This is a genomic window from Burkholderia sp. 4NA327C6 (assembly GCF_005502655.1).
Lineage (GTDB): Bacteria > Pseudomonadota > Gammaproteobacteria > Burkholderiales > Burkholderiaceae > Burkholderia > Burkholderia contaminans.
The window spans coordinates 146,438-166,483 of record NZ_SCNZ01000014.1; the positions used below are offsets into that span (position 1 = coordinate 146,438).

The 20,046-nt window shown below is 69.0% G+C and carries 16 protein-coding genes, 1 tRNA gene and 2 riboswitches; of the genes, 6 read left to right on the plus strand and 11 right to left on the minus strand.

The features are described from left to right. Positions 1–245: 245 nt before the first annotated feature. Together FFS49_RS16775 and FFS49_RS16780 are read left to right on the plus strand one after the other, a co-directional pair. Complete coding sequence (locus tag FFS49_RS16775; RefSeq protein WP_105815478.1) at positions 246–800, plus strand: hypothetical protein; 555 nt, start codon at positions 246–248, stop codon at positions 798–800. A 218-nt stretch (positions 801–1,018) separates the two neighbouring features. Beyond that, positions 1,019–2,050: a helix-turn-helix domain-containing protein gene (locus tag FFS49_RS16780; RefSeq protein WP_105815479.1), complete on the plus strand. Its 1,032-nt coding sequence runs from the start codon at positions 1,019–1,021 to the stop codon at positions 2,048–2,050. Positions 2,051–2,173: 123 nt separating this feature from the next. Here FFS49_RS16780 and FFS49_RS16785 read toward each other — a convergent pair whose 3' ends face one another. Together FFS49_RS16785 and FFS49_RS16790 are read right to left on the minus strand one after the other, a co-directional pair. Then, positions 2,174–3,271: an ADP-heptose--LPS heptosyltransferase gene (locus FFS49_RS16785; RefSeq protein ID WP_105815480.1), complete on the minus strand. Its 1,098-nt coding sequence runs from the start codon at positions 3,269–3,271 to the stop codon at positions 2,174–2,176. Next, entirely contained in the window at positions 3,268–4,971 is a 1,704-nt protein-coding gene (locus FFS49_RS16790) for a thiamine pyrophosphate-binding protein (RefSeq protein WP_105815481.1), read from the minus strand. The genes FFS49_RS16785 and FFS49_RS16790 overlap by 4 nt, the downstream gene beginning before the upstream one ends. Positions 4,972–5,332: 361 nt before the next feature. Here FFS49_RS16790 and vapB point away from each other — a divergent pair, with 361 nt between their 5' ends. Beyond that, positions 5,333–5,569: a type II toxin-antitoxin system VapB family antitoxin gene (gene vapB / locus FFS49_RS16800; protein ID WP_039351357.1), complete on the plus strand. Its 237-nt coding sequence runs from the start codon at positions 5,333–5,335 to the stop codon at positions 5,567–5,569. Further along, positions 5,569–5,970, plus strand: coding sequence for a type II toxin-antitoxin system VapC family toxin (locus FFS49_RS16805; RefSeq protein ID WP_039351354.1), 402 nt, complete (start codon positions 5,569–5,571; stop codon positions 5,968–5,970). The genes vapB and FFS49_RS16805 overlap by 1 nt, the downstream gene beginning before the upstream one ends. A gap of 70 nt (positions 5,971–6,040) precedes the next feature. Here FFS49_RS16805 and FFS49_RS16810 read toward each other — a convergent pair whose 3' ends face one another. The 8 genes from FFS49_RS16810 to FFS49_RS16845 all read right to left on the minus strand — a co-directional run bounded on the left by FFS49_RS16810 (position 6,041) and on the right by FFS49_RS16845 (position 16,333). Continuing rightward, entirely contained in the window at positions 6,041–7,429 is a 1,389-nt protein-coding gene (locus tag FFS49_RS16810) for an L-serine ammonia-lyase (RefSeq protein ID WP_105815482.1), read from the minus strand. Between the two features lie 30 nt (positions 7,430–7,459). Further along, positions 7,460–8,596, minus strand: a complete 1,137-nt coding sequence (locus tag FFS49_RS16815; protein ID WP_071335544.1) for an alginate lyase family protein — start codon at positions 8,594–8,596, stop codon at positions 7,460–7,462. Positions 8,597–8,747: 151 nt separating this feature from the next. Continuing rightward, a complete protein-coding gene (gene gcvP / locus FFS49_RS16820) occupies positions 8,748–11,675 on the minus strand; it encodes an aminomethyl-transferring glycine dehydrogenase (protein ID WP_105815483.1) in 2,928 nt (975 codons plus the stop codon). Positions 11,676–11,733: 58 nt separating this feature from the next. Beyond that, the gene (gcvH, locus tag FFS49_RS16825) at positions 11,734–12,114 is read right to left on the minus strand and encodes a glycine cleavage system protein GcvH (protein WP_039351343.1); all 381 of its coding nucleotides are present in this window, start codon (positions 12,112–12,114) and stop codon (positions 11,734–11,736) included. Between the two features lie 117 nt (positions 12,115–12,231). Beyond that, positions 12,232–13,350, minus strand: a complete 1,119-nt coding sequence (gene gcvT / locus FFS49_RS16830) for a glycine cleavage system aminomethyltransferase GcvT (RefSeq protein WP_105815484.1) — start codon at positions 13,348–13,350, stop codon at positions 12,232–12,234. Between the two features lie 84 nt (positions 13,351–13,434). After that, positions 13,435–13,568, minus strand: a riboswitch (glycine riboswitch). A 33-nt stretch (positions 13,569–13,601) separates the two neighbouring features. Next, positions 13,602–13,703, minus strand: a riboswitch (glycine riboswitch). Between the two features lie 113 nt (positions 13,704–13,816). Then, complete coding sequence (locus FFS49_RS16835) at positions 13,817–14,179, minus strand: hypothetical protein (protein ID WP_039351336.1); 363 nt, start codon at positions 14,177–14,179, stop codon at positions 13,817–13,819. Positions 14,180–14,336: 157 nt separating this feature from the next. After that, entirely contained in the window at positions 14,337–15,389 is a 1,053-nt protein-coding gene (locus tag FFS49_RS16840) for an oxidoreductase (RefSeq protein ID WP_105815485.1), read from the minus strand. Positions 15,390–15,625: 236 nt separating this feature from the next. Further along, positions 15,626–16,333, minus strand: a complete 708-nt coding sequence (locus FFS49_RS16845; RefSeq protein ID WP_071335543.1) for an SGNH/GDSL hydrolase family protein — start codon at positions 16,331–16,333, stop codon at positions 15,626–15,628. Between the two features lie 286 nt (positions 16,334–16,619). On the opposite strand from FFS49_RS16845, the gene FFS49_RS16850 reads away from it, so the two are divergent. Further along, complete coding sequence (locus FFS49_RS16850; RefSeq protein ID WP_071335374.1) at positions 16,620–18,707, plus strand: UvrD-helicase domain-containing protein; 2,088 nt, start codon at positions 16,620–16,622, stop codon at positions 18,705–18,707. An 87-nt stretch (positions 18,708–18,794) separates the two neighbouring features. Here FFS49_RS16850 and FFS49_RS16855 read toward each other — a convergent pair whose 3' ends face one another. Next, positions 18,795–19,685, minus strand: coding sequence for a c-type cytochrome (locus FFS49_RS16855; RefSeq protein ID WP_105815486.1), 891 nt, complete (start codon positions 19,683–19,685; stop codon positions 18,795–18,797). A 251-nt stretch (positions 19,686–19,936) separates the two neighbouring features. Between FFS49_RS16855 and FFS49_RS16860 the strand changes: the two genes are divergently transcribed. Further along, positions 19,937–20,012: transfer RNA gene (locus FFS49_RS16860), tRNA-Arg, on the plus strand. Positions 20,013–20,046 lie beyond the last annotated feature (34 nt).

Below are 20,046 nucleotides of genomic sequence, written 5' to 3' on the forward strand. Positions count from 1 at the left end.
CGGATACCGGAGGGTCGTCGGATGCGTGTCGCGCCGGGCGACGGTGGTTGCCTGGCCCACGGGTGCGCGAACGCGTGCCGCGCGACCGACCGGCGATGCGGAGATTGACCGCTTTGACCGTTTCGGCCCGTTCGCATTCGCAACCTGATACCGTCCGCGCATTGTCGCGGCCTTCGCCGGAAACGTTACCGACGGCCGTTCGTTTGCCGCGGAAAATCGAGCCGGCGCGCCGGACGCAAAACCCCATGTCAGAACCGCCTCGAACCTATCCGCGCCATCCCGTGTTCCACGCGGGCGAACTCGACGCGCATCACCGCTTCGGCGTCGCCGACGAAGCCGAGCGGATGAGCGACGTCGTGACGACGCGGCTGAGCATCGGCGTGCGGCAATTCATCGAGACGCAGCCCTTCATGTTCGTCGGCACGGCGTACGGCGGGCAGGCGGGCGTGACCTGCGACATCGTGCAAAGCCGGCGCGACGCGAATGGCGGCCTGCTGCCGGTCGTGCGCGTGATCGATACGAAGACGCTGCGCTTCGTGCTGCCAGTGTACGGCGAGCGCGATGGCGGCCGGATTGACGCGGGGCGGTGCAATGGCAGCGGCGTCGGATTGCTGTTCGTCGATTTCATGCGCGGTATCCGTTACCGGATCAACGGGCGCGCGACGCTGCGTAGGGATCTGTCCGATGCGGACGCGGCGCCGTGGCCGGCCGGCAGCGCGATCGTCGAGTTGGCGGTCGCGCAGGCGTACGGCAATTGCGGCACGCGGGTCGTGCGGCTGCGGCCCGCGAACGGTGGCTGACTCCGGCCTTCGCGCAGCGCCGGCCGGGGGGCGCGCACCGGGTGCGCCGGCGTGGCGCGTGCCGCACCGACGGGGTGCGCGCGACGAGGCGTTCGGGCATGCCCGCATGGCGCGTCCGTGCCGCGCAGCGTCGAATAACGGACTTTGCGTGAGTTGCGCGCAGTTCGGCACGGGACTTGCGTGGCAGGTGCGGTTCCGGGCAGGTAAGGGAGGACACGATGGACCAATACGTGGCGTGCAGCGAAGAACCGACGGCCGAAGACACACGGCGCAACGCACTGGGCGACGATGCGCTGGCCGGGCAGGCGGTCGTCAGCGTCGCGCATGACGCCGACGAGCAGGCACGCAACCTGATCGGCTGGCGCCAGACCTACGACCAGCTCGCGGCCGGCCGCTTCATCGGCACGCTGACCGAGCTGCCGCTCGACACGATGAAGCTGTTTCGCGAATCGACGAGCCACCTGCTGCGCCAGGCGTGCGAGGTGCGCGGCGACGCCTACTGGTTCGGCATCCCGCTCGCCAGCGACGGCACCGCGCGCGTCGATGCGTGCCGCATCGGGCCCGGCGCGCTCGCGTTCCGGCCGGGCAACGTCGAATTCGAACTGGTGACGCCCGCGCAGTTCTCGATCTACGGCGTCGTCGTGCGTGGCGACGTGCTGCGTCACTACGCGGAAGAGGTCGAACGCCGCCCGCTCGACGAGCGGCTGTTTACGCAGCGCGTGATGCAGGTGGGCGATGCGCGTCTCGCGCGTCTGTGCGCGCTGCTCGGCCGACGGCTCGACGGAGCGATGGCGATGGCCGGCCCGCTGCCCGATGCGCAGCGCGACGATCTGCAGGCCGAGGTGCTGGCCGCGCTGTTCGACGTGTGCGCGCAACCGGCGGACGACGCCGGCCGTGCGCCGTCGATGCGCCGCTGGATCGTCGAACAGGCACGTGACTACGTGCTGGCGCACCGCACACGCCCGGTCGGCGTGCCCGAGCTGTGCGAGCAGCTGCACGTGAGCCGGCGCACGCTGCAGTACTGCTTCCAGGACGTGCTTGGCATGGCGCCTGCCACTTATCTGCGTACGCTGCGGCTGAACGGCGCACGGCGTGACCTGTGCGGCCGCGCGGCCGGTTCGGTGCAGGACGTGGCGGAGGCGTGGGGCTTCTGGCATCTCAGCCAGTTCGCGACGGATTACCGGCGGCTGTTCGGCAAGCGGCCCTCGGAGACACTGCGCGATCGCGCGGTGATGGCGGCGGCGGGGTGAGCGTGGAGCGGTAGTCGAAGCGGGTCTGGTTTGGATGCCGGCTTCGGCTCAGGCTCAGGCTCAGGCTGCGCCTACACGCAGCGACGCTTTCGGCCTCGCAACCGGCCGCCGCACCCCGTTTCCCTATTCGGCCGTAGCCGCCGCTTCGCGCGGCGCGGGCCATGCCAGCGAATCCCAGTCGATCGCGCGATAGGCGGCCTCGACCGCCGCAAGATCGGCAGGCTGCTCGCTGCGATGCATCCCGTGCAATTCGGCAGGCACGTCGAGCGCGACCGGCACGCAATGCGGATAGTCGCGCACGCGCAGCGCCGGCCCGATCGACGTGAAGCATGCGAGCGTCGGCACGTCGAAACCGTCGGCGAGATGGAGCGCGGCCGTGTCCGGCGCGAACAGCAGGCTGGCGCCCTTGACCCACGCAATGAACCGGGCCGTATCGTCGGCCGCATCGGCGCTCACGTCGACATAGGCGGGGTGCGCGACAGGCCCGAACCCGGCCACCGGCAACCCGTAGCGCTGCGCAAGCTGATCGACGAACGTTGCCCGCAGCGCGGGCGGCACGCTGCGCAACGCGGTGCTCGCGACTGGACAGAAGAGCACGTACGGACGCCGCCATTGCTCAGGCAACTCCGGCAGCGGCAGCCGCGCGAGCCAGCGGTTGCGCTTGGCCGACGCCGGCACCGACGCGGGTTCCACGCCGAGCGCGTCGAGGAAGAAATCGATCATCGGCAGCCGCGCAAACGCGGGCCAGTACAGGTGATTGCCGACGTCGATGCAGGGCGCATCCGCCGGCAGCGCGTCGGCGCGGTACGGCAGCGCGCGCGACGGTGCGACGAGGTCGGCCGCGAGCGCATATAGCGCCTCGACGTAGCGCGGCGCGCAAGCCGGCCGGTACAGCGTGAAGTGCAGGCCCGGGTGAGCGGTACGCAGCGCGGCGAGAGCGGTGAGCCCGATCACCGAATCGCCGAGCGTGACGCCCATCCCGTTGATCACGTGCACGTGCCGTGCGCGGTCGTAGTCGAGCCGGAACGGCTGGTGCGCGGCGTGCAACAGGCTCCGCGCGGATGCGGCCGGCACGTGGCCGACGGCATGCGCGCCGCCGTGCTCCAGGTCGTACGGCGCGACGAGCGTGCCGTCCGGCGCGAGCAGCGTGCCGGGAAGCGTGAGCGCGTCGTCGTGCGACAACGCGACGTCGGGCGGCGCGGCGTGCGTGTCCATCGTCATCCGCCGCGCGCGCGGCGGCCCTGCTCGCGGATCTGTTCGAGCGTCGCGGCCGGCGTGCTGGCGTCCTGCGGGATGCGGATCTCGATCAGCGCGGGCAGCCCGCAGGTCAGCGCGCGCTCGAGCGCGGGCGCGAAATCGACGGTGCGCTCGACGGTCTCGCCATGCGCGCCGAAGGCGCGCGCATACGCGGCGAAATCGGGATTCGTGAGCCCCGTGCCATGCACGCGCCCCGGGTAGTTGCGCTCCTGATGCATGCGGATCGTGCCGAAATGCCCGTTGTTGACGACGATCACGACGATGTTCAACCCGTACTGCATCGCGGTCGCGAGCTCGTTGCCGGCCATCATGAAGCAGCCGTCGCCCGCGAGCGCGACGACGGCGCGCGACGGGTACAGCGACTTCGCGGCAAGCGCGGCCGGTACGCCGTAGCCCATCGCGCCGCTGGTCGGTGCGAGCTGCGAGCGGAAGTGCCGGTACGCGAAGTGGCGATGCAGCCAGATCGCGTAGTTGCCGGCACCGTTGGTGAGGATCGCGTCATGTGGCAGGCGCTCGCGCAGCTGCACCATCACGTCGCCGAGCTGGACGTCGCCGGGCATCGGCAGCGGCGCATGCCATTCGCGATACGCGCGATGCGCGTCGGCAGCGGTGCCGGCCCACGCGGGGTGCTCGGGCGCCTCGAGCGCGGCGAGCGGCGCGGCGATTTCGGGCATGCCCGACACGATCGGCAGGTCGGCCGCATACACGCGGCCAAGCTCGTCCGCGCCCTGATGAACGTGGATCAGCGTCTGGCGCGTCTTCGGGATGTCGAGCAGCGTGTAGCCGCCGGTCGTCGCTTCGCCGAGGCGCGGCCCGATCACGAGCAGCAGGTCGGCGTCGCGGATGCGCTTCGCGAGCGCGGGGTTGATCCCGAGCCCGACGTCGCCCGCGTAGTTCGGGTGCGCGTTGTCGATCGTGTCCTGGTAGCGGAACGCGCAGGCCACGGGCAACTGCCAGCGCTCGACGAAGGTGCGCAGGTTCGCGCACGCGTCGGGTGTCCAGCCGCTGCCGCCGACGATCGCGAACGGCCGTTCCGCGCGCGCGAGCCGCTCGCGCAGCTCGTCGATCTGCGCGGCCGACGGCGCGGCGGCAACGCGTTTCGCAGCCGGCACGACCGGCTGCGGCGCGCACGCGTCGGACAGCACGTCCTCCGGCAGCGCGAGCACGACCGGGCCGGGGCGGCCGGACGTCGCGACGTGGAACGCATGGCTCAGGTATTCGGGGATGCGGCGCGGGTCGTCGATCTGCGCGACCCATTTCGCCATCTGGCCGAACATCCGCCGGTAGTCGATTTCCTGGAAGGCTTCGCGGTCGAGGTGCTCGCGTGCGCACTGGCCGACGAACAGGATCATCGGCGTCGAATCCTGGAACGCGGTGTGCACGCCGATCGACGCGTGGGTCGCGCCGGGACCGCGTGTGACGAACGCGACGCCGGGGCGGCCGGTGAGCTTGCCGACGGCCTCGGCCATGTTCGCGGCGGCCGCCTCGTGGCGGCAGACGACCGTCTGGATGCGCGCGGTGTCGTCCGCCAGCGCATCGAGTACGGCGAGGAAACTCTCGCCCGGCACGCAGAACACGCGTTCGACGTGATTGGCGAGCAACGCATCGACGAGCAGTCGCGCGCCGGTGGTGGCGGGCTGCTCGAGATCCTTGGAATGCGACATGGGCTGCCGTCTCCCTGGGTAGCGGGACGTACAGCTTACGCCGGTTGGACGGCCGCCGGTGCGCCGGCCGCGGAAAAGTGCCGGAACGCGCAGGGAGGCAGGGCATGCACCGCGGTTTCGGCCGAACGGCCAGCTTGTGCGTGCATCCCCAACGCAGAAGAATTGGACGCTACGAATGCCTGGCCGGCCCGCTTGCCGTGGGCGTGACGGAAGGGGCCCTGTCCGCGATGAAAAGAACGGCGTGCCGGCGTTCGCTTCCGAATCGATCCCGAGGTCAGCGCGGATGTACACACATGGATTTACATCGTCGGGCAAGCGGATATACTGTACATCCACAGTACATCCGGATGTTGGGGGAGACATGCATACGACGAGGGTATTTCGGAACGGCAACTCGCAGGCCGTGCGAATTCCTGCCGACCTTGCCTATGAACGCAGCGATATCGAACTGGAAATCGAGCGCATTGGTGACGAAATCCGCATTCGGCCGGCGCGGCGGCCGTTGACCCGCGTCCTTGAGAAATTCGCTAAATTCGGGCCGGATTTCATGGCGGATGGGCGCGGTGACCACGAGCAGGCCGATCGCGAGGGTTTGTGATGCCGCGCTACATGCTCGACACCAACATGTGCATCTACCTGATGAAGAATCAGCCGGAGCAGGTTGCGAGACGGTTTGCGCAGTGCTACACGGGGGACGTCGTAATGTCGGCGATCACGTACGCCGAGCTCGAGTACGGTGTCGCGGCGTGCGCGAGCCCTGCGCGGGAGCGCGGCAATCTTGCCGCGCTGATCGACGACATTCCCGTTGCGCCGTTCGACGTCGCGGCCGCGCAAGCGTATGGCCCGGTCCGCGAGGCAACCCGGGAGCGGAAGAAGGATCACCTCGACAAGCTGATCGCCGCGCATGCGGTGTCGCTCGATGTCGTACTCGTGACCAACAACGAGCGGGATTTCGTGAGCTATCCGGGACTGCGGCTGGAGAACTGGCTGGACGATTGATCAGGGCACGCAGGGCGCCCGAGGGGCATGCGAGACGTCGGATTGTCCCGCATGACCCTCGGATCCGGCATCAGCACTCGACGATATTCACCGCCAGCCCGCCGCGCGACGTTTCCTTGTACTTCGTCTTCATGTCGGCGCCCGTCTCGCGCATCGTCTTGATCACGGAGTCGAGCGACACGTAGTGCGAGCCGTCGCCGCGCAGCGCCATGCGCGCGGCGTTGACCGCCTTCACCGACGCCATCGCGTTGCGCTCGATGCACGGGATCTGCACCATCCCGCCGACCGGGTCGCAGGTGAGGCCGAGGTTGTGTTCCATGCCGATTTCGGCCGCGTTCTCGACCTGCTGCGGCGTGCCGCCGAGCACGGCCGCGAGCGCGCCGGCCGCCATCGAGCACGCGACGCCCACCTCGCCCTGGCAGCCGACTTCCGCACCGGAGATCGACGCATTCAGCTTGTAAAGAATGCCGATCGCGGCAGCCGTCAGCAGGAAGTCGATCACGCCCTGTTCGTTCGCGCCGGGCGTGAAGCGCGTGTAGTAGTGCAGCACGGCCGGGATGATGCCGGCCGCGCCGTTGGTCGGCGCGGTGACGACGCGGCCGCCGGCCGCGTTTTCCTCGTTGACCGCGATCGCGTACAGGTTGATCCAGTCGATCATCGACAGCGGGTCCTGCAGCGCGCGCTCCGGGCTGCCCGTCAGCGTGCGATACAGCTGCGGCGCGCGGCGCTTGACCTGGAACGGGCCGGGCAGGTTGCCGTCGGCGTCCGGGTTGCCGATTCCGCAGCCGCGCGACACGCACGACTGCATCACGGCCCAGATCTTCAGCAGGCCGTCGCGCGTCTCTTCCTCGGTGTGCCACGCGCGCTCGTTTTCCCACATCAGCTGCGCGATCGACTTGCCGGTCGACCCGGTCAGCGCGAGCAGCTCGGCGCCGGTGCGGAACGGGTGCGTCATCTGCTCGGCCGCGCTCAGCACCTTCGTGTTCGGTGCGCCGGCCGTCACGACGAAGCCGCCGCCGACCGACAGGTAGGTGCGCTCGACCAGCACGTTGCCGCTCGCGTCGGACGCACGCAGTTTCATGCCGTTCGGGTGCTCGGGCAGCGCCTGGCGGTAGAACGCGATGTTCTCCTTCAGCACGAACGGCACCGGATGCGTGCCGAGCAGCGCGAGCTGCTTCGATTTGCGGACGTCTTCCAGCCGCGCGTCGATCGTGTCCGGATCGACGGTGTCGGGCGCGTCGCCGAGCAGGCCGAGCATCACGCCGCGATCGGTGCCGTGGCCCTTGCCGGTCGCGCCGAGCGAGCCGTACAGCTCGACCTTCACGTGGGCCGTGGCGTCGAGTTGCCCGTCACGCTCGAGGCCCTGGACGAACATCAGCGCCGCGCGCATCGGCCCGACCGTATGCGAGCTGGACGGACCGATACCGATCTTGAAGAGGTCAAAGACGCTGACTGCCATTTCGATTCCTGCCTTGCTTTAAGAATATTGCTAGCGCGCCTGCAATGGCAGGCACGCGGCGAGCCATGCGGGCGGCGTTGGGGAAAGTTGCTGCGCGACGCGGGCGTAGCGCCCGTCGAGCCGCGCGGCCAGATGAAAGAGTTCGGTGGCGTTTTTCGGGTCCCACTGCCCCGTGTAGCCGGGCAGACCGGCTTCGCGGCGTTTCGCGTCGAACGGCACCGGCGAATTCACGAATTCCTCGTGGGTTTTCTCGCCGAGCGCGTACGGCACGAGCCAGTCGAGCGCGGCCGCGAGCGTCGCGCCGTTCGCGCCCCGTTCGCGTAGCCAGTTGCGGTTGAAGCGGCGCGCGGCGAGCGCGGCCGTCACCAGCGGCTGCAGGTCGTAGACCGCGTAATGCAGCGCATCGCGTTCCTCGAAATCCCAGGTCTTGCCGTCCGGGCCGATGTTGTCGGCGAGATGTTCGACGAACAGCCGCTGCGCGGCGTTCATCATCTTGCGATCGCCGAGCGTGAACGCGGACAGCGCGATCAGCTTGATCCGGTGGCTCTGCCAGTTGTTGCGCCAGGTGCCGGTGAGCGGGCGCTTCTGCGCGTCGATCTGCGCGACGTAGCCGGCGCCGAGCTTCGCGATGAACGCGGCCGTCGCGTTGCGGGTCTTCACCGGCAGCGCGCTCGCGGTCATGTCGTACGCGACGATCAGGCTTTCGAAACGCGTCTCGTCGATCGGGTTGAAGCTCGGCTGGTAGGTTGCGACCCACGCGGACAGGAAGCGGTCGACGAGCTGCAGGTAGCGCGGCGCGTTCGTCACGCGCCATGCGAGCGCGGCATCGCGCATCAGGTCGAGATCCTTCAGCGCGGCGGCACTCTGGTCGTAGATCCCTTCGTGCGGCAGCGTGCCCTCGGTGTGCACGCGCGCCATCGCCTTCGGCTGCTCGCCGATGCGCGCGTCGACGCTGCGGATCAGCGCCTGGATGCCCGGCTCGGCCTGTGTCGTCTCGCTCGCCTGCAGTGCCGGCGCCGCGCAGAAATTCATCGCCGCGCGCGCGCTGCCGGACGCGCCGAGGCCGGCGGCGGCAAACGACAGCGACGCGACGAGCATCGGCACGACGCGGCGCGCGCGCGGCCGCCCTTGCATTGCACCATGGCCCGGAAACATCGGACGCACCATGCGGAACTCCTTCATTGGCTGGATCGCGTGTGATGTTAGCCGGATTGGCGGACGAACGTGAACCGGTTCGAGCGGCGAACAAAAAAACCGCACGCAACTCCGGGTTGCGTGCGGTGCGGTCGCCATCGGGCGGCTCCTGGCCTGGCGCGCGTTATGCGTATTCCGACATCGGCACGCACGAGCAGAACAGGTTGCGGTCGCCGTAGACGTTGTCCGCGCGGCCGACCGGCGGCCAGTACTTGTTCGTGCCCAGCGACGCGACCGGGTACGCAGCCTGCTCGCGCGAGTACGCGTGCGGCCATTCGTTCGCGGTGACGACGGCCGCCGTGTGCGGTGCGTGACGCAGCGGGTTGTCCTCGCGGTCGGCGCGGCCTTCCTCGACTGCGCGGATTTCATCGCGGATCGCGATCATCGCGGCGATGAAGCGGTCGAGTTCTTCCTGCGACTCCGATTCGGTCGGTTCGACCATCAGCGTGCCCGGCACCGGGAAGCTCATCGTCGGCGCGTGGAAGCCGTAGTCCATCAGGCGTTTCGCGACGTCGTCGACGGTGATGCCGCTCGATTCCTTGATCGGACGCAGGTCGAGAATGCACTCGTGCGCAACCAGCCCGCCCGGGCCCGAATACAGCACCGGGTAGTGCGGCGCGAGGCGCTTCGCGATGTAGTTCGCATTGAGGATCGCGGTTTCCGTCGCGGCGGTCAGGTTCTTCGCGCCCATCATCGCGATGTACATCCACGAGATCGGCAGGATCGACGCCGAGCCGTACGGCGCGGCCGATACCGCGCCGATGCCGTCTTCTTCGCGCGTGTAGCCGGTCGAACGCTGGTTCGGCAGGAACTTCGCGAGGTGCGCGCCGACCGCGACCGGGCCGACGCCCGGGCCGCCGCCGCCGTGCGGGATGCAGAAGGTCTTGTGCAGGTTCAGGTGCGACACGTCGCCGCCGAACTGGCCCGGCGCGGTCAGCCCGACCATCGCGTTCATGTTCGCGCCGTCGACGTACACCTGGCCGCCGTGCGCGTGCACGATTTCGCAGATCTCGCGCACGTTCTGCTCGAACACGCCGTGCGTCGACGGGTACGTGATCATGATCGCCGCGAGATCCTTCGCGTGCTGCTCGGCCTTCGCCTTCAGGTCGGCGATGTCGACGTTGCCCTGCGCGTCGCAGGCGACGACCACGACCTTCATGCCGGCCATGTGCGCGGATGCCGGGTTCGTGCCGTGCGCGGACGCCGGGATCAGGCACACGTCGCGATGGGCTTCGCCGCGCGATGCGTGGTAAGCGTGGATGATCAGCAGGCCCGCGTACTCGCCCTGCGAGCCCGCGTTCGGCTGCAGCGACACGGCCGCGTAGCCGGTGGCCGCGACGAGCATCTGCTCGAGCTGGTCGATCATCTCGCGGTAGCCGACGGTCTGCTCGGCCGGCGCGAACGGGTGGATGCGGCCGAATTCGGGCCACGTGACGGGCAGCATTTCCGACGTCGCGTTCAGCTTCATCGTGCACGAGCCGAGCGGGATCATCGAGCGGTCGAGCGCGAGATCCTTGTCCGACAGGCTGCGCAGGTAGCGCAGCATTTCGGTTTCGGAATGGTGGCGGTTGAACACGTGGTGCGTCAGGTACGCGCTCGTGCGCTCGAGGCCGGCCGGCAGCGCGGGGACGCCGGCTGCGCCCGCGTCCAGCGCGTCGACGGCCGGTGCGGTGCCGCCCGCGGCCTGCGCGAACACGGCGAGGAGATCGGCGAGGTCGTCACGCGTCGTCGTTTCGTCGACCGACACGCCGACTTGCGTGTCGCTCACGCGGCGCAGGTTGATGCGCTTCGCCTTCGCGAATTCGTGAACCTGCGCGGTGCGCGCGCCGGTGTCGATCGTCAGCGTGTCGAAGAACGTGTCGTTGACGGTCGCGAAGCCGAGCTGCTTCACGCCGGCGGCGAGCAGCGCCGCGATGCGGTTCACGCGCAGCGCGATCGTCTTCAGGCCGTGCGGGCCGTGGTAGACCGCGTACATGCTGGCCATGATCGCGAGCAGCGCCTGCGCGGTACACACGTTCGACGTGGCCTTCTCGCGGCGGATGTGCTGTTCGCGCGTCTGCAGCGCGAGGCGCAGCGCGGGCTTGCCCTGCGCGTCGACCGTCACGCCGACGAGGCGGCCCGGCATCTGGCGCTTGAATTCGTCACGCACCGCGAGATACGCGGCGTGCGGGCCGCCGAAGCCCATCGGCACGCCGAAGCGCTGCGTGTTGCCGATCGCGACGTCCGCACCCCAGTCGCCGGGCGGCGTGAGCACGGTCAACGCGAGCAGGTCGGCCGCGACGACCACGTGGCCGCCGGCCGCATGGATCGCTTCGGTGAGCGCGCGGTAGTCGCGCACGTCGCCGTTCACGCCCGGGTACTGCAGCAGCACGCCGAACGCATTCGCTTGCGCGGCGTCGGCGGCCGGGCCGGTCTTGACCTCGATGCCGACCGGCAGCGCGCGCGTGCGGATCACTTCGAGCGTTTGCGGCAGCACGTCGTCGGCGACGTAGAACACGTTCGACGTCGGCTTGCCGGTGCGCTGCAGCAGCGTCATCGCTTCGGCGGCGGCGGTGGCTTCGTCGAGCAGCGACGCGTTCGAGATCGCGAGGCCGGTGAGGTCGGCGACCATCTGCTGGAAGTTCAGGAGCGCCTCGAGGCGACCCTGGGAAATTTCGGGCTGGTACGGCGTGTAGGCCGTGTACCACGCCGGGTTTTCGAGCACGTTGCGCAGGATGACGGCCGGCGTGTGCGTGTCGTGGTAACCCTGACCGATATACGAGCGGAACACCTGGTTCTTGTCCGCGAGAACCCGCAGGGCGGCGAGGGCTTCGGCTTCGCTCTTCGGCTGCGCGAACGGGCCGAGCGGCAGCGTTTCGGCGCGGCGGATCGAGGCCGGGATCACGGCGTCGATCAGGGCGGCGCGCGACGCGAAGCCGAGCGTGTCGAGCATGGCCTGCTGGCTGGCGGCGTCGGGGCCGATGTGGCGTTCGGCGAACGCGTCGTGCGTTTCGAGCGCGGCGAGCGAGAGGGGCGTGCGGTTCATCAGGCGGTCCGGGTGTTCGAGCTTCATGGCGTGACTCTGGTCCCGCGCGGGCCGAGGCCGGCGCCGCGCGGTTCGGGTAGGGAAATTAGTCGATCAGCTTGCTGTACGCGTCGGCGTCGATCAGCTTGTCGGTCGATGCGCCGGCCGCGAGCTTGATCTTGAAGAGCCACACGCCGTACGCGTCGCTGTTCACTTCCTCGGGCGCATCGGTGGCGGCTTCGTTGATGGCGACGATCTCGCCGGACACCGGCGAGTAGATGTCGGATGCCGCCTTCACCGATTCGACGACGCCGACCGCGTCGCCCGCATTCACCGACTTGCCGACTTGCGGCAGTTCGAGGAAGACGATGTCGCCGAGCGTGCTCTGCGCGTGATCGGTGATGCCGACCGTCAGCGTGCCGTCTGCCTCGGTGCGGATCCACTCATGTTCGTCGGTGTATTTCAGCTCGGCCGGGACGTTGCTCATCGGATGCTCCTGATAAAAGGGTTTGTTCGTTCTGCTGGCGCGCCGCCGGGGCGCGCCGGGTAGGGGGTTGCGCCGGGCGCCATTTCCCGGCTTACCGGGAGGCGGGCCTCCCGGCCGTTACGCAGCGAGGACCTTGCCGTTGCGCACGAACGGCAGTTTTACCACGCGCGCGGGAAGATTCTTGTCTCGAATTTGCACCTGGACGGTGTCGCCGATCTGGACGGCCGCCGGCACGCGTGCGAACGCGATCGATTCCTGCATCGACGGCGAGAACGTGCCGCTCGTGATCTCGCCGTCGCCGTGCGGCGTGACGACCTTCTGGTGCGCGCGCAGCACGCCGCCCGCCTTGCCGTTTTCCTTCTGCAGGATCAGGCCGACGAAAGCTGCGCGGGTGCCGTTGGCTTCCAGTGCCGCGCGGCCGACGAAGTCGCGCGGCGTGCTGAGGTCGACCGTCCATGCGAGGCCCGAGTCGAGCGGCGACACGGTGTCGTCCATGTCCTGGCCGTACAGGTTCATGCCGGCCTCGAGGCGCAGCGTGTCGCGCGCGCCGAGCCCGCACGGGCGCACGCCGTTTTGCTGCAGCGCGTTCCACAGCGCTTCGACGTGCACGGCCGGGACGATCACTTCGAAACCGTCTTCGCCGGTGTAGCCGGTGCGCGCGACGGTGAGATCGCCGAACGGCGTGCCGGCGACCTGCGCGGCGTTGAACGGCTTCAGTTCGCTGGTGGCGGCGCGCGCGGCGGGCACCGTCGCCCACGCCTTTTCGCGGGCGTTCGGGCCTTGAACGGCGATGATCGCGAAATCGCGGCGCGGCGCGATCGTGACGCCGAAGCCGCCTTGCTCGTTCAGCTGGTTGAACCACGCGATGTCTTTCTCGGCCGTGCCGGCGTTGACGACGACGCGGAAGAATTCTTCGGTGAAGTAGTAGACGATCAGGTCGTCGATGACGCCGCCCTGCGGATTGAGCAGGCACGAGTAGAGGGCCTTGCCGGGCGTCTTGAGCTTGCCGACGTTGTTCGCGATCGCATGCTCGAAGAATGCGCGCACGCGGCTGCCGGTGAAATCGACGACGCACATGTGCGACACGTCGAACATGCCGGCGTCGGTGCGCACGGCTTCATGTTCTTCGATCTGCGAGCCGTAGTTGACGGGCATGTCCCAGCCGCCGAAGTCGACCATGCGGGCATTGAGCGCGCGGTGCGCGGCGTTGAGCGGGGTGTGATTCAGTGCAGTCATCGAGGCCTCAGGCAAGGCGCTTGCGCGCGGATCAGAACGGCCATGTGCCGACCACCGCGGCCGATGGCCTGCGAGCGATCCGGTACATGCCCCTCTGTCCTCGATACCTGAGAGATTGCGTTGCCGGCCAGGCCTGGCGAACGCGCGCCCCTTCGGTGGGCAGCTTGCCCGCGCAGCGGATGCGCTGCGGGCTACTGCCGCTCTCCAGAGTGCGGGGAGAGTGTGGCCCGCGCAATGCGCGGACGGGATTCCCCGACGCGGTCGGTCCTTTTGCCTGAGAGTTTGCGGGTGTGCCCCTTCGGCGGCGCAACCGGCTGAAACAGCCCGGTCACACGCTCTCCCGACGCGTGCGGGCGACTGTACGCGAGCGGGTGGGCCTTGTCAATTTGAGCAAAAGAATGTCGCTTCGCGACAAGCGGCGGCAACCGGTGCCGCCGCTTTTTCCGCTCCGGCGGGCGCCGGTGCGTTACTCGCCGATCGCGCGCGCGGCCGTGTCGAGTTCCTGGTTCAGCACGCGCTGCTCGTCGCCGGACAGGCCGCCGCTGTGCTGCGCGGACATGTCGTTCGATTCCTGGCGGATCACGTCGAGGCGATGATGAAGCTGCGCGCCGTACGGCGGCGGGTAGTAGCCGCCGTTCACGCGCGCATCGATGCGGCGGTGCAGGTTGTCGATCCGGCCCTGGATCTGCTGCATCCGCTCGTTCGCGACGACCTGCGGATTCGGCCGTGGCGGGGGGGCCGGGCGGACCGGCTGCTGCGGCTGCACGATACAGGCCGCAAGCGAGGAAACCAGGGCACAGCACACTGCTGCGCGAATCAACCGTTGCATCAACATTCTCCTGACGGATTGGTGTCGGATCGACTTTTTTGAGAAACGCATCAGACCAGTCTGCCGCTGACTTTCGTTCCCCCGGCATTTGTAACCGAATGTTCCGGCTGATCCCATGCACCGGCGCCGACCGGCCGCCGCCGGCCGGCGCGCGGTATCAGATCGTGCGGCGCACGAACGGCAGGCGGCGGCCGTCGTGCTCGCTCTGCGCGGCAAGCTCGATGATCGTCATCACGTCGACGGCGTCCTGCGCGGTGACGGGGAACGGCGCGCCGTCGCGGATCGACGCGGCGAGCGCGCGGTAGAACTCCGCGTACTGGCCATCGAGCGTCGGCACCGGGCGCTCGACCTCGACTTCGCCGTCGAGCACGCGCAGCAGGCCGGGCGGGTTGCCGCCGCCGAATTCGACGTCGTCGGCGGTGAGGCCGGCCTTGAGCTGGTCTTCCTGCGTGTCGAGTCCGAACTTCTGGTAGCTGCCGCGCGTGCCGTGCAGCGTGAAGCGCGCGGGTTCGATCGCCGACAGCGCGCTCGCATGCAGCGCGATGTCCTTGTCCGGATAGCCGAGCTGCAGGTGCACGAAATCGGGCGCGGTGCCGTTGTCGCGGCGCGTCTTGACGGTCGCGCTCACCGTTTCCGGCAGGCCGAACAGCGCGAGCGCCTGGTCGATCAGGTGCGGGCCGAGGTCGAGCAGCAAGCCGCCGCCGCGGGCCGGCTCCTCGCGCCAGCGCGTGCGCGGCGTCGGGCGGAAGCGGTCGAAGTGCGATTCGAAACAGGTCAGCCGGCCGAGCTCGCCGGATTTGACGATGTCGCGCACGGTGAGGAAATCGCCGTCCCAGCGGCGGTTGTGGAACGGCGCGAACAGCCGGCTGCGCGCGTTCGCGAGCCGCGCGAGTGCGAGCGCCTCGTCGGCGGTGAGCGTGACGGGCTTGTCGACGACCACGTGGCGGCCGGCTTCGAGCACCTGGCGTGCGAGCGCGAAGTGCGTGTCGTTCGGCGTGGCGATCACCACGCACTCGATGTCGTCGAGGCCGAGCAGCGTGTCGAGATCCGGAACGACGCGCGCGCCCGGATACGCCGCCTGCGCGCGATCGGGCTGACCCGTCGCGATCGCGGCGACTTCAGTGCGGCCGCTCGTGGCGATCACGGGCGCGTGGAACGTCGCGCCGGCGAAACCGAAACCCATCAAACCAATCCTGAGCAATGACGACATGGCAATTCCTGGCTGCGAAGGAAACTAAAGGATGGCGCGCCGAGACGGCGCGAAGACGACCGGCTATTTTGGCATGGCGCCGCCGCTTGCACCGGCGCGTTCGGGCGAATTGCACGGTGCGATGCGGCGCTTGCGCAAGGAAAGCCGGCATTTGCGCAGGCCGGCGGCCCGTGCGGGCGGGGTTTGCCCGCCTGCGCGCGTGCAATGAGCGGCTGCCGCAGGGGCGTCGCCCGGCGTCATACGGCTGCCCGCTGCCGCACGGCGGCGGCGACCTGCGCGGCCCACACCGCGCAGGCGGTTGCGCCGGGGTGGAAGCCGTCGGTGGCCATCAGGTGGCGCTCGAGCGGCAGCTCGACGCGCAGGAACGTGCAGTGCGGCTGCGTGGCGGCCCACCCGGCGAGCGCCGTGTTGAGCCGCTTCGCGCGCAGCCCGAGATACCACGCGAGCGGCTGCGGCAGCGCCGGAAAGCGCTCCATCGGCGGCACCGCGGACAGGATCGCGTGCCCGACCCGGAAGCGCGCGGCGAGCAACCGGACGAGCTCGGCCTGCTGCGCCTGCCAGCGGGCCGGCGGCACGCCGCCCGTCACGTCGTTGACGCCGAGCGACGTGACGGCCACGTCGAACGGCTCGGCCGGCTCGGCGGCGAGCCAGTCGACGAGTTCCCGCGTGGTCAGGCCGGTGCGCGCGAGCAGCTTCCAGCTCACGCGGTGGGTGGCCGCGAGCGCGCTCGCCAGCTGCCCGGACAGCGCGTCGCGCTGCGTCGCGACACCGACGCCCGCGGCGGCCGAATCGCCGACCACCAGCACGCGCAGCGGCGGCCCATCGCCCGCCACGCCGTCGCGCGGGCCGGCCGCCTCGGGCAGCCGCGGCGTGACGCGGCGCACGTAGCGCCCCTGCGCGAACAGCAGCGGGCCAAGGGCAGCGGTGGCGAACGGGTATCCCATGATGTCGATCCGGTGGCGGTTCAGGTGACGCAAACGGGTCGGCGCGGGGCGGCGCCGGCGTGGACGTATTGTGGCCGATCGGTGCGCGAACGGGGCCGGATTGGCCGAACGGACAGGGGGCGGCCGGCTGGCCGGCCCGCGCGGCCCCGTCCGGCGGCGCTCCCGAAAAGCGCGCCGCCGACGTGTTAACATGCGCGTCCTGCCCGCGTGTCCGCCTGCTTCGCCAGCCCGCCGCGCACGGCATCCTCCCGGCGTTCCGCCGTCAACCGCAACACCATCCGCCATCATGTCCGCAGGCCTGAATCCCGCCCAGAACGAAGCGGTGCGCTACCTCGACGGTCCCTGTCTCGTGCTCGCCGGCGCGGGCAGCGGCAAGACCCGCGTGATCACGCAGAAGATCGCGCACCTGATCGAAGCGAAAGGCTTCGAGCCGCGCCACATCGCCGCCGTCACGTTCACGAACAAGGCGGCCGCCGAAATGCGCGAGCGCGTGTCGAAGCTGCTCGAGGGCAAGACGCTCACCACGCCCGGCAAGGAAGGCCGCAAGGTGCCCGTCAACCAGCTCACCGTCTGCACCTTCCACTCGCTGGGCGTGCAGATTCTGCGCCAGGAGGCCGAGCACGTCGGCCTGAAGCCGCAGTTCTCGATCATGGATTCGGACGATTGCTTCGGGATGATCCAGGAGCAGATCGGCACGACCGACAAGGGCCTGATCCGCAAGATCCAGAGCACCATCTCGCTGTGGAAGAACGGCCTGATCATGCCCGACGAGGCGATGACGATCGCGGCCAACGAGGACGAGCACCAGGCCGCGCTGGTCTACCGCAACTACGTCGCGACGCTGCACGCGTACCAGGCGGTCGACTTCGACGACCTGATCCGCCTGCCCGCCGAGCTGTTCGCGAAGAACGAACAGGTGCGCGACCGCTGGCAGAACAAGCTGCGCTACCTGCTGATCGACGAGTACCAGGACACCAACGCGTGCCAGTACGAGCTGCTGAAGCTGCTCGCGGGCCCGCGCGCGGCGTTCACGGCGGTGGGCGACGACGACCAGGCGATCTACGGCTGGCGCGGCGCGACGCTCGAGAACCTCGCGCAGCTCGGCAAGGATTTCCCGAAGCTGCACGTGATCAAGCTCGAGCAGAACTACCGGTCGACGGTGCGCATCCTCACTGCCGCGAACAACGTGATCGCGAACAACCCGAAGCTGTTCGAGAAGAAGCTGTGGTCCGAGCACGGGATGGGCGATTCGATCACCGTCACGCCGTGCAATGACGAAGAGCATGAAGCCGAGTCGGTCGTGTTCCGGCTGTCCGCGCACAAGTTCGAGCGGCGCGCGCAGTTCCGCGACTACGCGATCCTGTATCGCGGCAACTTCCAGGCGCGGATCTTCGAACAGGTGCTGCGCCGCGAGCGGATTCCGTACGTGCTGTCCGGCGGCCAGTCGTTCTTCGACAAGGCCGAGATCAAGGATCTGTGCGCGTACCTGCGGCTGATCGCGAACGCCGACGACGATCCCGCGTTCATCCGCGCGGTCACCACGCCGCGTCGCGGGATCGGCAACACGACGCTCGAAGCGCTCGGCTCGTTCGCGGGCCAGGCGAAGGTGTCGCTGTTCGAGGCCGTGTACATGGGCGGGATCGAGGCACGGCTGTCCGCGCGCCAGGTCGAGCCGCTGCGGATGTTCTGCGACTTCATCCAGCGCCTGACCGAGCGCGCGGACAAGGATCCGGCCACCGCCGTGCTCGACGACATGATGGAGGCGATCCACTACGAGGCGTACCTGTACGATGCGTTCGACGAACGGCAGGCGCAATCGAAGTGGCAGAACGTGCTCGAATTCCTCGAATGGCTGAAGCGCAAGGGCACCAAGCCCGAGACGGAAGCGGTCGACGGCGAGGCGGAAGGCTTCCACAACGCGGACGGCCTCGCCGATACGGGCAAGAACCTGCTCGGCCTGATCCAGACCGTCGCGCTGATGTCGATGCTCGAGGGCAAGGACGAAGACCCGGACGCCGTGCGGTTGTCGACCGTCCACGCGTCGAAGGGGCTCGAGTATCCGCACGTGTTCCTGGTCGGCGTCGAGGAAGGCATCATGCCGCACCGCGGCGGCTCCGAGGACGACGGCCCGATCGACAACGAGCGGATCGAGGAGGAGCGCCGGCTGATGTACGTGGCGATCACGCGCGCGCAGCGCAGCCTGCACCTGAACTGGTGCAAGAAGCGCAAGCGGGCGCGCGAGACGGTCGTGTGCGAACCGTCACGCTTCATCCCGGAGATGGGGCTCGACGACGCGCCGCCGCCGACGCCGGAAGAGGCGCCGATGTCGCCGAAGGACCGGCTCGCGAGCCTGAAGGCGCTGCTGCAGAAGTGACGCCGGGCGTTCCGGCTGAGCGCCCGCAAAACAAAACCCCCGCGAGGCGTGAGCGTCGCGGGGGTTTTTTACTGACGGCCGGGCGGGTTACTTCGACGCGTTGACCATGTAGTCGACGGCCGCCTTCACGTCGGCGTCCGACGCGTTCGACCCGCCCTTCGCCGGCATCGCGCCCTTGCCGTGCAGCGCGTAGTTGTAGACCGTATCCATCGAGTCCTTCAGGCGCGGCGCCCAGTCTTCCTTGCTGCCGAACTTCGGTGCGCCGAGCACGCCCGCCGCGTGGCAGGCCTGGCAGGTCGACGTGTACAGCGCCTTGCCGGCGTCGGCGCCGGCCGGGGCGGCCGCGGCTGCGGGCGCTTCACCGGCCTTCGGGATCGCGGCGATCGCGGCCTGGGCCGCGGCGACTTGCGCGCTCGCGGCGTCGGCCGCGCCCGACGCGGCTGCGGCGCCGCTGGCGGGTTGCGCCGCGTTGGCGGCCGGCGCGGCCGGTTCGGGGAAGTTCGCGCCGTCGTTGTTCGCCATGTAGACGATCGCACGGGCGATTTCATAGTCGCTGACGTCGTCGGGGCTCGTGCCGCCGCGCGGCGGCATCGCGCCCTTGCCGGCCAGTGCCGTCTTCAGCAGCGTGTCGAAGCCTTGCGAGATGCGCGGCGCCCAGTCGTCCTTGCTGCCGAACTTCGGCGCGCCGGCGGCGCCCGTGCCGTGGCAGGTCACGCAGACGGCCTTGTAGACTTCCTCGCCGGTCTTGTACGTGCGGGGCGCGTTGGCGTCCTTCACGTCGACCTTCGCGAGCGGGGCGACGCGTGCGGCGACCTGTTCGTCGGATAACGCGTCCGTGCCGGCGCCGGAACGGAACGCATGGTTCGCATAGTTGGCGAACAGGACGATCAGGATGATCGGAATCGCGAACGACGCGATGATGACGGCAATCAGCTGCCCGGGGGTTTTGACGGGAGATTCGTGGGGTGCTTCGCTCATGCTTGCCTCGTCTCCGTGAATAGGAATTGTGAGCGCGGTGCAACGGCAAATGGCAGTCCAATGAAGCCCGGTCGATTATAGACGGAACGTTTACATCACGGCGAGCGGTGCGATGGCGCGTGTTTACCCGCACGCAGCGCGGCCCGGCGGGGATTCGTCGGGCAAGGTGGACGCGTCATGGGAAACCGGGTATCCTTGCCGTCTTGCCAATCGTGGGCGGCCTGTATATTGGGGTCGCTTCACTGTCACAAGCGCCCGTAGCTCAATGGATAGAGTACTGCCCTCCGAAGGCAGGGGTTGCTGGTTCGATCCCAGCCGGGCGCGCCAAGCCTAGTAAGGCTCTCAGCGGTTTTCTCCCTGT

Excerpts from the sequence above, each read along its gene's own strand:
- FFS49_RS16775 (WP_105815478.1), top strand. The coding sequence starts at position 246 with ATGTCAGAACCGCCTCGAACCTATCCGCGCCATCCCGTGTTCCACGCG.
- FFS49_RS16780 (WP_105815479.1), top strand. The coding sequence starts at position 1,019 with ATGGACCAATACGTGGCGTGCAGCGAAGAACCGACGGCCGAAGACACA.
- FFS49_RS16785 (WP_105815480.1), bottom strand. The coding sequence starts at position 3,271 with ATGACGATGGACACGCACGCCGCGCCGCCCGACGTCGCGTTGTCGCAC.
- FFS49_RS16790 (WP_105815481.1), bottom strand. The coding sequence starts at position 4,971 with ATGTCGCATTCCAAGGATCTCGAGCAGCCCGCCACCACCGGCGCGCGA.
- vapB (WP_039351357.1), top strand. The coding sequence starts at position 5,333 with ATGCATACGACGAGGGTATTTCGGAACGGCAACTCGCAGGCCGTGCGA.
- FFS49_RS16805 (WP_039351354.1), top strand. The coding sequence starts at position 5,569 with ATGCCGCGCTACATGCTCGACACCAACATGTGCATCTACCTGATGAAG.
- FFS49_RS16810 (WP_105815482.1), bottom strand. The coding sequence starts at position 7,429 with ATGGCAGTCAGCGTCTTTGACCTCTTCAAGATCGGTATCGGTCCGTCC.
- FFS49_RS16815 (WP_071335544.1), bottom strand. The coding sequence starts at position 8,596 with ATGGTGCGTCCGATGTTTCCGGGCCATGGTGCAATGCAAGGGCGGCCG.
- gcvP (WP_105815483.1), bottom strand. The coding sequence starts at position 11,675 with ATGAAGCTCGAACACCCGGACCGCCTGATGAACCGCACGCCCCTCTCG.
- gcvH (WP_039351343.1), bottom strand. The coding sequence starts at position 12,114 with ATGAGCAACGTCCCGGCCGAGCTGAAATACACCGACGAACATGAGTGG.
- gcvT (WP_105815484.1), bottom strand. The coding sequence starts at position 13,350 with ATGACTGCACTGAATCACACCCCGCTCAACGCCGCGCACCGCGCGCTC.
- FFS49_RS16835 (WP_039351336.1), bottom strand. The coding sequence starts at position 14,179 with ATGCAACGGTTGATTCGCGCAGCAGTGTGCTGTGCCCTGGTTTCCTCG.
- FFS49_RS16840 (WP_105815485.1), bottom strand. The coding sequence starts at position 15,389 with ATGTCGTCATTGCTCAGGATTGGTTTGATGGGTTTCGGTTTCGCCGGC.
- FFS49_RS16845 (WP_071335543.1), bottom strand. The coding sequence starts at position 16,333 with ATGGGATACCCGTTCGCCACCGCTGCCCTTGGCCCGCTGCTGTTCGCG.
- FFS49_RS16850 (WP_071335374.1), top strand. The coding sequence starts at position 16,620 with ATGTCCGCAGGCCTGAATCCCGCCCAGAACGAAGCGGTGCGCTACCTC.
- FFS49_RS16855 (WP_105815486.1), bottom strand. The coding sequence starts at position 19,685 with ATGAGCGAAGCACCCCACGAATCTCCCGTCAAAACCCCCGGGCAGCTG.